12 protein-coding genes are annotated in these 14,009 nt (G+C 41.1%); all 12 read left to right on the forward strand.

The window, feature by feature from the left end:
- The 12 genes from pyrH (at position 1) to E2626_RS03055 (ending at position 14,008) form a co-directional block, all read left to right on the forward strand.
- Complete coding sequence (gene pyrH, locus E2626_RS03000; protein ID WP_134379534.1) at positions 1-726, forward strand: UMP kinase; 726 nt, start codon at positions 1-3, stop codon at positions 724-726.
- Positions 726-1,283, forward strand: coding sequence for a ribosome recycling factor (frr, locus tag E2626_RS03005; protein ID WP_134379536.1), 558 nt, complete (start codon positions 726-728; stop codon positions 1,281-1,283). Before pyrH ends, frr begins: the two co-directional genes overlap by 1 nt.
- Before the next feature lie 144 nt (positions 1,284-1,427).
- On the forward strand, positions 1,428-2,222 hold the full coding sequence (locus tag E2626_RS03010; RefSeq protein WP_134379538.1) for an isoprenyl transferase: 795 nt from the start codon (positions 1,428-1,430) through the stop codon (positions 2,220-2,222).
- Entirely contained in the window at positions 2,219-3,007 is a 789-nt protein-coding gene (locus tag E2626_RS03015) for a phosphatidate cytidylyltransferase (RefSeq protein ID WP_134379540.1), read from the forward strand. Before E2626_RS03010 ends, E2626_RS03015 begins: the two co-directional genes overlap by 4 nt.
- A gap of 18 nt (positions 3,008-3,025) precedes the next feature.
- Positions 3,026-4,177: a 1-deoxy-D-xylulose-5-phosphate reductoisomerase gene (dxr, locus tag E2626_RS03020; RefSeq protein WP_134379542.1), complete on the forward strand. Its 1,152-nt coding sequence runs from the start codon at positions 3,026-3,028 to the stop codon at positions 4,175-4,177.
- Positions 4,178-4,262: 85 nt separating this feature from the next.
- Positions 4,263-5,537 (forward strand): RIP metalloprotease RseP, encoded by a 1,275-nt coding sequence (gene rseP / locus E2626_RS03025; protein ID WP_134379544.1) that lies wholly within the window; start codon positions 4,263-4,265, stop codon positions 5,535-5,537.
- Positions 5,538-5,563: 26 nt separating this feature from the next.
- Positions 5,564-7,276, forward strand: a complete 1,713-nt coding sequence (locus E2626_RS03030) for a proline--tRNA ligase (RefSeq protein WP_134379546.1) — start codon at positions 5,564-5,566, stop codon at positions 7,274-7,276.
- A 75-nt stretch (positions 7,277-7,351) separates the two neighbouring features.
- Positions 7,352-11,659 carry a PolC-type DNA polymerase III gene (locus tag E2626_RS03035; protein ID WP_134379548.1) on the forward strand — a complete coding sequence of 1,436 codons (4,308 nt, stop codon included), beginning with the start codon at positions 7,352-7,354 and terminating at the stop codon, positions 11,657-11,659.
- A 136-nt stretch (positions 11,660-11,795) separates the two neighbouring features.
- On the forward strand, positions 11,796-12,263 hold the full coding sequence (gene rimP, locus E2626_RS03040; protein ID WP_134379550.1) for a ribosome maturation factor RimP: 468 nt from the start codon (positions 11,796-11,798) through the stop codon (positions 12,261-12,263).
- A 21-nt stretch (positions 12,264-12,284) separates the two neighbouring features.
- Positions 12,285-13,409 carry a transcription termination factor NusA gene (nusA, locus tag E2626_RS03045; RefSeq protein WP_134379552.1) on the forward strand — a complete coding sequence of 375 codons (1,125 nt, stop codon included), beginning with the start codon at positions 12,285-12,287 and terminating at the stop codon, positions 13,407-13,409.
- A 14-nt stretch (positions 13,410-13,423) separates the two neighbouring features.
- Complete coding sequence (gene rnpM / locus E2626_RS03050; protein ID WP_134379554.1) at positions 13,424-13,699, forward strand: RNase P modulator RnpM; 276 nt, start codon at positions 13,424-13,426, stop codon at positions 13,697-13,699.
- Positions 13,700-14,008, forward strand: a complete 309-nt coding sequence (locus tag E2626_RS03055; RefSeq protein ID WP_134379556.1) for a YlxQ family RNA-binding protein — start codon at positions 13,700-13,702, stop codon at positions 14,006-14,008.
- Position 14,009 lies beyond the last annotated feature (1 nt).

Genomic DNA, 14,009 nt, shown 5'->3' on the forward strand with positions numbered 1-14,009 from the left:
ATGAGTAAATCAAGATACAATCGAGTGGTATTAAAATTAAGTGGTGAAGCGCTTGCCGGAGAGGCAGGTTTCGGTATTCATCCCCCAATCATTAAATCAGTAGCAGAACAAATCAAAGAACTATCTGATCTTGGTGTAGAGGTAGCTGTAGTTGTAGGCGGCGGTAATATCTGGCGTGGAAAGATCGGCAGTGAAATGGGAATGGATAGAGCTTCCGCGGATTATATGGGTATGCTGGCAACGGTGATGAATTCACTCGCACTTCAGGATAGTCTTGAAAATGCCGGGGTACAAACCCGCGTTCAAACTTCTATTGAAATGCGCCAGGTCGCAGAACCATATATAAGAAGGAAAGCCATTCGACATCTTGAAAAGAAACGCGTTGTAATCTTTGCGGCAGGTACTGGTAATCCTTATTTTTCAACGGATACTACTGCTGCGTTAAGAGCTGCAGAAATTGAAGCTGAAGTGATTTTAATGGCTAAAAATAATGTGGACGGCGTGTATTCGGCAGATCCAAAAGTGGATTCAAGTGCAGTGAAGTATGATGAACTTTCATTTTTGGACGTTTTAAAAGACGGTTTGGCCGTAATGGATTCGACAGCTTCATCACTATGTATGGACAATGATATCCCACTCATAGTATTCTCAATTATGGATAATGGAAATATCAAACGTGCTGCTCTTGGTGAACCAATCGGCACAGTTGTCAGGGGGAAAAAATAATGGCAAAACAAACGATGAATGAAACGAAAGACAAAATGGCTAAAGCAATTCAATCATTTTCCAGAGACCTTGCGAATATTAGAGCAGGTCGTGCAAGTGCTTCCCTGCTTGATAAGATCCAGGTTGATTATTACGGCGCACCAACGCCAATCAATCAGGTAGCATCAATCTCAGTTCCGGAAGCAAGACTTCTTCAAATCACACCTTACGATAAAACAGCGCTTGGGGATATAGAAAAAGCAATTCAGAAATCAGATCTTGGTTTAAATCCTTCAAATGATGGTTCTTTAATCCGTATTACGATTCCACAATTGACTGAAGAGCGTCGTCGTGAGCTGGCTAAACAAGTGAAAAAAGAAGCCGAAGAAGCAAAAGTTGGTATTCGTAACATCCGTCGTGATGCGAATGATGACCTTAAAAAGCAGGAGAAATCAGGAGATATTACTGAAGATGACCTGCGCGGTTACAGCGATGATGTTCAAAAAATGACAAACGATCATATTGCGAAAATCGATGAACTTGCTAAAGTAAAAGAACAGGAAATTCTTGAAGTTTAATCAAATCTTCATCAGAAAGCCCTCTACGGTGTAGGGGGTTTTCTTTATTCATGCCCCTTTTCAAAACAAGGCAACATTTTCAAGTATTTATTTGATATGATAGGACTAGCTAAAAATATGCAATTACCTGATGGGGGAAATACAATGCTCGAAAAAATGAAAAGATGGACGTCCACAAAAGAGCCGGACTCCCTTTCTCAACGAATAAATGATTGTAAAAATTATAAAATGCCTGACCATATCGCGATTATTATGGATGGAAATGGCAGGTGGGCGAATAAAAGAGCGCTGCCGAGAGTCGCCGGTCACCATGAAGGAATGAAGACAGTAAAACCAATCACCAGGTTAGCAAGTGATCTGGGCGTGAAAGCCTTGACGCTTTATGCTTTTTCAACAGAAAACTGGGTCAGGCCTAAAATGGAAGTTGAATTTTTAATGAAGCTTCCGGAAGAATTTCTTGGAACCTTCCTCCCTGAGCTGATTGAAGAGAATGTACAGGTGCAAATGATGGGCGATAGAGACCAGGTACCATCACACACTTTAATAGCTGTGGACCAGGCCATCGAGAAAACTGCTCATAACGATGGACTCGTGTTAAATTTTGCTTTAAATTACGGAAGCAGAAATGAAATGATCCAGGCAATAAAGGCATTTTCATGTGATGTAAAAGATGGTAAGGTAATGCCGGAAGAACTGGATGATGATTTGTTTGGTTCATATTTAATGACTCCACATCTTGGAGATCCTGATTTACTGATCCGGACCAGCGGCGAAATCAGATTAAGTAACTTTATGCTTTGGCAAATGGCTTATACAGAGTTCTGGTTTACTGATGTACTATGGCCGGACTTCAAGGAAGAACACTTAGTCGAGGCAATTGAAGGTTTCCAAAAGCGTTCAAGAAGGTATGGCGGGTTAAAAAGCGAGGATATGACATGAAACAAAGAATTATAACCGGTGTCCTTGCAGCGGCTTTATTTATCCCAGTCGTTTGGGCAGGTGGACTGCTATTCGTAATAGGAACATACTTTATTGCGACAGTCGCGTTATACGAAGTATTAAGAATGCGTTCGATTCAGTTCCGCTCGATCCCAGGGGCCATTTCAATGATTACGCTGTGGATTTTCCTGTTGCCTATAGAATATTATGAATTACTCAATCAGTTGAATTATTCAAAAATAGAAACAGCACTATTATCAGTTTTACTTCTACTTGTATACACAGTACTGAAGAAAAATCGTTTTACTTTTGATGATGCTGCATTTGCAGTGTTTGCAATGCTGTATGTTGGGATTGGATTTTTCTACTTTATTGAAACAAGAAATGAAGACATACTATGGGTAGTATATGCCCTGATCATTATCTGGACGACGGATTCGGGTGCGTATTTCATTGGTAAATCAATGGGTAAAAGAAAACTGTGGCCGGATATCAGCCCAAATAAGACAGTGGAAGGCTTTATAGGTGGAATTTTAAGTGCTTTAGTTGCAGTACTGGTATTTTATTTTATCGCTCCACTAGATGCGATTTTGTGGTATTTATTACCTGCCACTGTGGTTCTGTCGGCGTTTGGTCAAATTGGAGACCTGGTAGAATCTGCGTTAAAAAGACATTATGGTGTGAAGGATTCAGGAAATATACTTCCTGGCCATGGTGGTCTGCTGGATCGATTTGACAGCTTATTATTTGTATTGCCACTGATGCATATTCTGCAATTAATTTGATAAAGGAGCTTGAAACTGATGAAAAAGATTTCATTAATGGGTGCCTCGGGCTCAATAGGACTTCAAACGCTTGATGTACTTCGTGCTCATCAGGACAGTTTTTCTTTGGAAGCTTTTTCTGTAGGACGAAATATTAATCAGGCACGAAAAATAATTGAAGAATTCAGTCCTTCTCTTGTATCAGTACAATTTAAAGAGGATGCAGACATACTTGCAAGAGAATACATAGGAAAAGTAAAAGTTCTGTCGGGCAGAGAGGGATTAATTGAAACAGCGATTCATCCCGAAACAGAATTGCTCGTTAATGCTGTGCTTGGAAGTGTAGGTCTTGAACCTACTTTACAAGCAATTAAAGCAAAAAAAACGATTGCCATCGCAAATAAAGAAACGCTGGTAACTGCAGGGCACCTTGTCATGGCAGAAGCTGAAAAGCACGAAGTCACGATTTTACCTGTTGATAGTGAGCACTCCGCGATTTTTCAGGCACTTCAAGGAGAAAAGCGTAAAAATATTGAAAGACTCGTCATTACTGCTTCTGGAGGAAGCTTTAGAGATAAATCACGAGCAGAACTTGAAAATGTAACGGTTAAAGATGCTCTTAATCACCCAAACTGGTCGATGGGTGCAAAAATTACAATCGACTCAGCAAGTATGATGAATAAGGGACTTGAAGTCATTGAAGCGAAATGGCTGTTTGATTTGCCTTATGACAAAATAGATGTGCTACAACATAGAGAAAGTATCATACACTCAATGGTAGAGTTTCATGACAGCTCGGTTATTGCTCAGCTGGGCACACCCGATATGAAAGTGCCGATCCAATATGCACTCAGCTATCCCGACCGTTTTGTTCATAAGACAGATCGCAGGTTGAAGCTCGAAGAAATAGGAAAGCTTCATTTCGAAAAAATGGATTTTGAGCGGTTTAGATGTCTGGATTTTGCCTATCAGGCAGGGCGTACCGGTGGCACAATGCCAACTGTACTAAATGCAGCAAATGAAGCAGCTGTTGCTTTATTTTTAAACGAAAAGATCAGCTTTTTAGATATAGAATATGTAATCGAAAAAGCAATGGCAGCGCATGATCCGATACAAAACCCTGATTTGGGTACAATTATTGAAGCTGACCAGGAAACGCGTTCAAAAATTCTTGCGGATTTCAAAGGCTGAATTGACCCCCACTTTTTTGGAACGTGCTACAATGGGTTAAAGTCCGTTTGAACCGGACATAACAATTTAAAAGGTGGTTGTGACGATGAATTCTGTCATCGCATTTATAATAATTTTCGGTGCACTCGTGTTCTTTCATGAGCTTGGACATTTTGTTTTTGCTAAAAGAGCAGGTATTTTATGCCGTGAATTTGCAATCGGTATGGGACCGAAAGTTTTAGCTTTTAAACGCAATGAAACGCAGTATACGCTTCGTCTGCTTCCAATTGGCGGCTATGTAAGAATGGCTGGTGAGGATGCGGAACTGCTGGAACTCAAACCGGGTTTCAGAGCGGGATTAATTTTGGATCAGGATGAAAAGGTTCAAAAAGTTATTTTAAATAATAAGGACCGTTACCCTGACCTTCGTGTAGTAGAGGTTGCCGAAGCAGACGTTGAGAAGGACCTTTATATTAAAGGGTATGAAGAAGGAGAAGAGATACTGCAGACATTCAAACTGTCAGAAACAACTGTATTTGTTGAAGATGGTGTTGAAACGCAGGTTGCTCCTTATAATAGACAATTTAATTCAAAAAAACTGCACCAGCGATTCTTAACAATATTCGCAGGGCCGGCTATGAATTTTGTGCTGGCGTTCATTGTTTTAACGATTCTTGGAATGGCTGCAGGAATACCAGCTGACAGAGCAGTATTGGGAGATGTTGTTCCGGGAGACCCTGCCGCAGAAGCCGGACTTGAAAAAGGCGACGAGGTCGTATCAATTTCAGGAGAAGAAATTTCAACCTGGAATGAACTAACAAGTATTGTGAGCCGGTCTCCAGGTGAAGAAATTACACTTGATGTCCGAAGAGGAGAAGAGTCTTTATCTTTCAATGTTGTTCCTGAAGAAAGAACCATTGAGCAAGGTGAAGAAACGACATCACAAGGTATTATTGGTGTTTATAATCCGCTAATTGAATCGCCGAATATTTTTCAAAGCATTAAGTATGGGGCTGAACAAACGTATGCATATACAGTTCTTATTTTTGATCTTTTAGGTCAATTGATCACAGGTCAATTTTCTATTGACGCATTAGCAGGACCTGTAGGAATTTACAAAAGCACAGAAGAAGTTGCAGCTTTGGGTATTTACCAACTCATGCAATGGGGAGCGATATTGAGTATTAATCTCGGTATTATGAATTTACTTCCACTTCCTGCACTTGACGGAGGGAGATTGTTATTCTTCGGTTTTGAAGCACTTCGGGGAAAACCGATAGACAGGCAAAAAGAAGGTATGGTTCATTTTGTCGGATTTGCATTATTAATGTTACTCATGATCGTTGTCACATGGAATGACATTCAGCGATATTTTTTATAAGCAATTAAAAAACAGAGGTGCTATAAATGAAACAAAGTCAAACATTGATTCCAACACTAAAAGAAACACCGTCTGAAGCAGATGTGAAAAGTCATCAGCTGCTTTTGAGAGCGGGATATATCAGACAAAACGCAAGTGGTATTTATTCGTTTCTGCCACTTGGAAAAAAAGTGCTTCAAAAAGTCGAGAGTATTATTCGTGAAGAGATGGATCAAGCCGGTGGTGTAGAAATGCTAATGCCGGCACTTCAGCCTTCAGAGCTGTGGGAAGAATCAGGAAGATGGTTCACTTATGGACCGGAACTGATGAGAATGCAGGATCGTCACAACCGTGAATTTGCGCTTGGGGCTACGCATGAGGAAATGATTACGAGTCTGTTAAGAGATGAAGTAAAATCATATAAACGTTTGCCTTTAACACTTTATCAGATCCAGACAAAATATCGGGATGAACAACGTCCAAGATTTGGTCTGCTCAGAGGCCGTGAGTTCTTAATGAAAGATGCTTATACTTTCCATGCATCTCAGGAAAGTCTGGATGAAGCTTATGAGAAGTTATTTGAAGCATATAAAAATATTTTCCGACGCTGCGGTTTAAATTTCCGTGCTGTACTGGCCGATTCCGGTGCGATTGGAGGAAAAGACAATCATGAATTTATGGTGCTTTCTGAAATAGGGGAAGACACAATCGCATACTCTGATTCATCTGAATATGCGGCTAACCTTGAGATGGCAGCAGTTAATAAACAGTACGAACATCAAACACACAGTGGTAAAGATAAAGAAGAGGTGTCAACGCCTGAACAGAAGTCAATTGACTCTGTGGCAGATTTTCTTGGCGTTGATAAAGAAAATACAGTAAAATCCATGCTCTTTATTGTGGATGAAAAACCGGTTCTGGTTCTTGTGCGCGGTGATCATGAAGTGAATGATATTAAGGTCAAAAACGCAGTGAATGGTCTGGTAGTCGAACTGGCGACTGAAGAACAGACAATTCAGTTCACCGGTGTCAAACCAGGCTCAATCGGTCCGGTAGGTCTCTCTGAAGATGTAACCGTCATTGCTGATCATGCTGTGGAAGCGATGGGTGATATGATTGCTGGAGCGAATAAAGAAAGTGTACATTACACACATTTAAAAGCTGGAAGAGATTTTAACGTTGCGCAATACGCTGACCTTCGTTTTGTGGTGGAAGGTGATCCTTCTCCTGATGGTAATGGCACGATTCAATTCGCACGCGGAATTGAAGTGGGACATGTATTTAAGCTCGGAACAGTATACAGTGAACCGATGAATGCTAATATTCTTGATGAAAATGGGCGTTCTAAACCGATGATTATGGGATGTTATGGTATTGGCGTATCGCGTACATTAGCAGCTGTGGCAGAACAATTTAATGATGAAAATGGATTGACGTGGCCTACTAATATTGCGCCTTATGACATTCATATCATTCCTGTTAATATGAAGGATGAAGTTCAGTCTCAGACTGCAGAAGAACTTTATAAGCTTCTGTCCGACTACCGCTATCAGGTACTGCTTGATGATCGTAAAGAACGTGCAGGAGTGAAATTTGCTGATTCTGATTTAATGGGTCTGCCAGTCAGAATAACAGTAGGTAAGCGTGCACCGGAAGGTATTGTTGAAGTGAAAATTAGGAAAAATGGCGAGTCGTACGAAGTACAAAAAGAAGAGTTGACGGATAAGCTCCAGGAAATCTTCCGCCAGCTTTCTAATTAATAATTCCGAAAAATACATTTTAAAACTTGAGGCTGGTGCATGCACCAGCCTTTGCTGTCTGAATAAGGAGGAACTATGAGTACAGATTTATCGAAAAAAGAAAAGTTCCGGCTGTTGCTGACTCAGTTGAATATGACGGGAGATATGTACGCAGATCATTTTGAAGAAGCAGAAATAGAAAAGCTTGCTGTCCATAAAAAAGATAAAAAATGGCATTTTGTTTTTCAATTAAAGTCAGTCGTACCCAGTCAGATCATGAAGGACTTTACAGCAAGATTGCACCAGTCATTTCAACATATTGCTGAAGTATCCTTTACCATTAAGCTCGCAAATACAGAAGTTTCATCAGATATTGTTTGTGATTATTGGGAAACCTGTCTTGAAGAGCTCCAGGGGATCGCACCACCGCTTCTCAAGCTTTTATCAGTACAGAAGCCAGAAATTAACGGAAATAAAATAACGATAAAAGTGTCAAATGAAACAGAAGGCACACAAATTAAGAATAAGTACGCGGAGATCCTGAATAGTGCATTTGAAAAATGGGGATTAGGGCCATATGTTCTTCACACGGAAGTTTCCAAGGATGATTCGAATGAAGAGTATGAAGCTTTTGTAGAATCAAAAAAGAAAGAAGAAGAAGAATGGGCAAAACAGGCACTTGTAGAAATGCAGAAGCTTGAAGATCAGAAAAATGCCGGTGACACCCATACCGGACCTGTTGCCATTGGTTATTCAATTAAACCGGATGAGCCCGTCGCAATTAAAACGATTCAGGAAGAAGAACGAAAAATTGCCATTCAGGGTCTCGTGTTTGATGCAGAAGTGAGGGAGTTAAGAAGCGGCAGATCACTTCTTACTTTCAAAGTGACTGACTATACAGACTCGATTCTTGTAAAAATGTTCTCAAGAGATAAAGAAGACGCAGCGATTATGCAGCAGCTCAAAAAGGGAATGTGGGTCAGAGCGAAAGGCTCAATACAAAATGATACATTCGTAAGAGATCTTGTGATGATCGCTCAGGATGTGATGGAAATTCAGCCATTGCTGAGACAGGATACATCTGAAGAAAAGCGCGTTGAACTTCATCTGCATACACCGATGAGTCAGATGGATGCTGTATCCTCGGTATCTTCATTGGTTTCCCAGGCGAAAAAATGGGGACATAAAGCCATCGCAATTACAGATCACGCAGTTGCCCAATCATTCCCGGAGGCGCACGCAGCCGGAGCTAAAAATGATATTAAAATTTTATATGGACTTGAAGCGAATCTGGTTGATGACGGAGTTCCGATCGCCTACAATACAGCAGACAGGAATCTGGAAACTGAAACCTACGTCGTGTTTGATGTGGAAACGACCGGTCTTTCAGCAGTTTACGATAAAATTATTGAACTGGCTGCCGTAAAGGTGAAAGAAGGAGAAATAATTGACCGGTTTGAACGATTCGCTAATCCTCACCATCCGCTATCTGCAACAACGATCAATCTGACAGGCATCACAGATGATATGGTGCGTAACGCCCCTGAGATTAAAGATGTGCTGGCTGATTTTAAAGAATGGTGTGAGGACGATACACTTGTTGCGCATAATGCATCTTTTGATATGGGGTTTCTGAATGTTGGTTATAAACGTGCCGGGATGGACAAAGCTTCGAATCCGGTAATTGACACACTGGAACTTGCAAGGTTCTTACACCCTGAGTTTAAGAATCACCGGTTAAACACATTGGCGAAAAAATTTGATGTTGAGCTGACTCAGCACCACCGTGCGATATTTGATGCGGAAGCCACCGGATATATTTTAGCGAAACTGTTAAAAGAAGCGAAAGAAAAAGAGATTACTAATCACAATCAGTTAAATGACTATATGGGTGAAGGAGACGCGTTTAAGCGTGCGAGACCGAACCATATTACAATTTTGGCTAAGACTCAGCAGGGGTTAAAAAATCTATTTAAGTTAGTTTCAATTTCGCATTTAGAGTACTTTTACAGAGTTCCCCGCATTCCGAGGTCTCTTCTTAACAAACACAGAGAGGGATTATTAATTGGATCTGCGTGTGATAAAGGTGAGATTTTTGAAGGAATGATGCAGAAATCTCCTGAAGAGGTAGAGGATCTGGCTGATTTTTATGATTACATTGAAGTACAGCCGCCGGCAGCCTATCAGCATTTAATAGACTTAGAGCTTGTCCGGGACGATGAAAACCTGAAAGAAATTATTACTAAAGTGATTGAGTTTGCAGATAAGATGAACATCCCGGCAGTTGCGACCGGGAATGTTCATTACGTAAATGAAAATGATAAAATTTACAGGGAAATTCTGATTGCATCCCAGGGTGGCGCAAATCCTCTTAACAGACATAAGCTGCCGGACGTACATTTCAGGACAACAAACGAGATGCTTGATGCACTGTCTTTTATAGGGAAAGAAAAAGCAAAAGAGATCGTGATCGACAACACGAACAAAATTGCTGACATGATTGAAGAAGTGACGCCGATAAAAGACGAGCTATACACCCCTAAAATTGAAGGCGCCGATGAAGAAATGCGTGAGATGAGTTATGGGATGGCAAGAAGTATTTATGGTAATGACCTGCCGGAAATCGTAGAAGCGAGACTTGAAAAAGAACTGAAAAGTATTATCGGTCACGGTTTTGCTGTAATCTATCTGATCTCTCATAAACTTGTAAAAAAATCATTGGTTGACGGTTACCTGGTAGGTTCACGTGGTTCTGTAGGATCTTCTTTTGTCGCAACTATGACGGAGATTACTGAAGTCAACCCACTGCCGCCGCACTACGTATGTCCTAAGTGCAAGCATTCCGAATTCTTTAATGACGGTTCAGTTGGATCCGGGTTTGACCTGGATGATAAAGACTGCCCGGACTGTCAGATTCCTTATGTCAAAGATGGGCAGGATATTCCGTTTGAAACGTTCCTGGGATTCAAGGGGGATAAAGTGCCGGATATTGATTTGAACTTTAGTGGAGAGTACCAGCCGGTCGCCCATAACTATACAAAAGATTTGTTTGGAGAAGATTATGTATACCGTGCAGGAACAATTGGAACAGTAGCCGACAAAACAGCATTTGGTTATGTGAAAGGCTATGCCGGTGATCATAACCTGCATTTCAGAGGTGCAGAAGTTGAAAGACTTGCCGGCGGTTGTACAGGTGTAAAGCGGACAACAGGTCAGCACCCCGGCGGAATTATTGTTGTACCGGATTATATGGATATATATGATTTTACGCCAATACAGTTTCCTGCGAATGCCAGTGATTCAGAATGGAAAACGACACACTTTGATTTCCATTCAATTCACGACAATCTGTTGAAGCTGGATATTTTAGGGCACGATGATCCTACTGTAATCAGAATGCTGCAGGATTTATCAGGGATCGACCCGAAAACGATTCCTACGGATGATCCTGAAGTAATGAAAATTTTCAGCGGTACTGAATCACTTGGAGTGACCCAGGAACAAATTATGTGTAAGACCGGCACACTCGGTATACCGGAGTTTGGAACACGCTTCGTTCGACAGATGCTTGAAGATACCAAGCCGACCACTTTCTCAGAACTGGTACAGATTTCCGGTCTGTCACACGGGACCGACGTTTGGCTTGGAAATGCACAGGAGCTTATCCATAACGGGATATGTGAACTTTCCGATGTAATCGGCTGTCGTGATGATATCATGGTTTACCTGATTTATCAGGGTCTTGAACCATCACTTGCATTTAAAATTATGGAGTTTGTTCGTAAAGGTAAAGGCCTTTCACCTGAGTGGGAAGAGGAAATGAAGAAAAATGGCGTACCGGACTGGTATATTGATTCTTGTAAAAAGATCAAGTATATGTTCCCGAAAGCGCACGCCGCAGCTTATGTACTTATGGCTGTCAGAATTGCCTACTTCAAAGTTCATCACCCGAAACTGTATTATGCTGCATATTTTACTGTAAGAGCTGAAGACTTTGATCTTGAAGCAATGGCAGCAGGGTCACAGGCGATCAAAGCGAAAATTGAAGGAATTAATGCAAAGGGTCTGGAAGCAACGCCGAAAGAAAAAAGCTCGCTGACAGTTCTTGAACTGTGTCTTGAAATGGTTGAAAGAGGGTATCATTTCAAACAAGTGGACCTTTATAAATCAGATGCCAAAGAATTTAAAATCGAAGGCGACGCTCTTATCCCGCCATTCAATGCAATACCGGGACTTGGGACAAATGCAGCGATCAATATTGTTGAAGCCAGAAAAAACGGAGAGTTTTTATCTAAAGAAGATCTTCAAAAACGCGGAAAAGTCTCAAAGACGATCATTGAATATCTGGATTCACAAGGATGTCTTGAGGGACTGCCTGACCAGAACCAGTTATCACTGTTCTAAGCTATTTGCACGGTTTCGCAATATATGGTATTATATTCACGGAAATGTTTTAGATAACTCTGACGTCAAAAGAGTGGGTGCCGCCCGCTCTTTTGTCTTGTTTCAGGCATTTTTCAGAGAATGATGGAGGAAACTGATGAGTAAAATTAATGAACTAACTGAAGAACTTGTAAACCCAATTCTGGAGGAAATGAACCTCGAACTAGTAGATGTGGAGTTTGTGAAGGAAGGATCCAACTGGTTTCTTCGCGTGTTTGTTGATAAAGAGCCCGGCGTTGATATTGAGGAATGCGGGATTGTCAGTGAACGCCTAAGTGAAAAACTGGATGAACTCGATCCAATTCAGCAGAACTATTTTCTTGAAGTCTCGTCTCCAGGTGCTGAGCGCCCTCTGAAAAAGGAAAAAGACTTTCACAATGCAATTGGCAAACAGGTGTATGTAAAAACGTATGAGCCAATCGACGGCATGAAAGAAATAGAAGGCGTACTGGACAAATATGATGGAGAAACACTGAATATAACGGTTACCATCAAGACGAGAAAGAAAGAACTTGCTGTTCCTAAAGAAAAAGTAGCTAAAGCGAGATTAGCCGTTACATTTTAACCTGTGAAAGGAGAGAAAAGAATGAGTACTGAATTACTTGATGCGCTGATATACCTGGAGAAAGAAAAGGGTATTGAACGCGATGTGCTGATCGATGCGATTGAAGCAGCACTTGTGTCTGCTTATAAACGCAATTTTAACCAGGCCCAAAATGTTCGTGTTGACCTGAACCTTGATAACGGTTCAATGCGTGTATTCGCGAGAAAAGAAGTTGTAGACGAAGTATTTGATTCACGTCTGGAAATTTCGATTGATGATGCACATGAAATCGATCCTGCTTATGAAGTGGGAGATATTGTAGAACTTGAAGTTACACCTAGAGATTTTGGGCGAATTGCTGCTCAAACTGCTAAGCAGGTCGTTACTCAGCGTGTCAGAGAAGCTGAACGCGGTATTATTTATACAGAATTTGTTGATCGTGAAGATGATATTATGACTGGTATTGTTCAGCGTCAGGATCACCGTTTCATCTATGTCGCTTTAGGCAAGATCGAAGCTTTGCTGCCGCTTAATGAACAAATGCCTAACGAATCATATAAACCACACGACCGGATAAAGGTTTATATTACTAAAGTTGAAAGAACGACTAAAGGACCTCAAATCTTTGTGTCAAGAACACACCCCGGTCTATTAAAACGACTATTTGAAATTGAAGTACCTGAAATATTTGACGGTACGGTTGAAATCAAATCTGTTTCACGCGAAGCAGGAGACCGCTCAAAGATTTCTGTGCACTCCGATAACGAAGAAGTAGATGCTGTCGGTGCCTGCGTAGGTGCTAAAGGCGGACGTGTTCAGGCAATTGTCAACGAGCTTAAGGGTGAAAAAATTGATATCGTTGAGTGGTCTGAAGATCCAACTATATTTGTTGCAAATGCACTTAGTCCATCAAAGGTTGTAGATGTTCAAGTGAATGAGGAAGACAAAGCCACTACAGTTGTTGTGCCTGATTATCAGTTGTCCCTTGCAATTGGTAAACGCGGTCAAAACGCAAGGCTTGCTGCAAAGCTTACAGGTTGGAAGATAGATATTAAGAGTGAAACCGATGCGCGCGAAATGGGAATTTTTCCACGTGACGATCAACCGCTTTTCTCAGATGAAGATATGGACCAATCATTCAGTTATCCGGATGATGACATCGAGTAAAGGAGTTCATTCAAGTGACTAAACAGCGTAAAATACCTTTACGGAAATGTGTTGCGACGCATGAGATGAAAGAAAAAAAAGAAATGATCCGTATCGTCCGTTCTAAAGAAGGGGTCGTTTCTATTGATCCGACAGGAAAGAAATCAGGACGTGGCGCATACTTATCTAAAGATAAAGAAGCAATTTTGAAAGCAAAAAAGAAAAATGTACTAGCCAGCCACTTAGAAGCCGAGGTACCGGACGAGCTGTATGACGAGCTTCTTGAATATGTGGAAGCGGGATCTAAATAAATGAGACAGCCAAAATGGATGTCTTTATTGGGTCTTGCGACTCGAGCAGGAAAAGTAATATCAGGCGAAGAATTAGTAGTGAAAGAGATCAGAAATAATAAAGCAAAACTCGTCTTACTTTCGGAAGATGCTTCTGGCAACACTCGAAAAAAAGTGACGGATAAAGCATCTTATTATGCAGTTCCGGTTAGAATGGTTAAAGACCGTTATATACTTGGACAACTGATCGGCAAGGAAGCAAGAGTTACTGTTGCTGTCCTTGACAAAGGCTTCGCGGATAAACTGATCTCACTGCTCGACGAATCTTAAC

Origin of the sequence: Jeotgalibacillus salarius (assembly GCF_004405125.1) — a bacterium.
GTDB lineage: Bacteria > Bacillota > Bacilli > Bacillales > Jeotgalibacillaceae > Jeotgalibacillus > Jeotgalibacillus salarius.

Coding starts and splice junctions, on each gene's coding strand:
- E2626_RS03015 (WP_134379540.1), top strand. CDS start 2,219: ATGAAACAAAGAATTATAACCGGTGTCCTTGCAGCGGCTTTATTTATC.
- E2626_RS03010 (WP_134379538.1), top strand. CDS start 1,428: ATGCTCGAAAAAATGAAAAGATGGACGTCCACAAAAGAGCCGGACTCC.
- E2626_RS03055 (WP_134379556.1), top strand. CDS start 13,700: ATGAGACAGCCAAAATGGATGTCTTTATTGGGTCTTGCGACTCGAGCA.
- rseP (WP_134379544.1), top strand. CDS start 4,263: ATGAATTCTGTCATCGCATTTATAATAATTTTCGGTGCACTCGTGTTC.
- E2626_RS03030 (WP_134379546.1), top strand. CDS start 5,564: ATGAAACAAAGTCAAACATTGATTCCAACACTAAAAGAAACACCGTCT.
- nusA (WP_134379552.1), top strand. CDS start 12,285: ATGAGTACTGAATTACTTGATGCGCTGATATACCTGGAGAAAGAAAAG.
- frr (WP_134379536.1), top strand. CDS start 726: ATGGCAAAACAAACGATGAATGAAACGAAAGACAAAATGGCTAAAGCA.
- pyrH (WP_134379534.1), top strand. CDS start 1: ATGAGTAAATCAAGATACAATCGAGTGGTATTAAAATTAAGTGGTGAA.
- rimP (WP_134379550.1), top strand. CDS start 11,796: ATGAGTAAAATTAATGAACTAACTGAAGAACTTGTAAACCCAATTCTG.
- dxr (WP_134379542.1), top strand. CDS start 3,026: ATGAAAAAGATTTCATTAATGGGTGCCTCGGGCTCAATAGGACTTCAA.
- E2626_RS03035 (WP_134379548.1), top strand. CDS start 7,352: ATGAGTACAGATTTATCGAAAAAAGAAAAGTTCCGGCTGTTGCTGACT.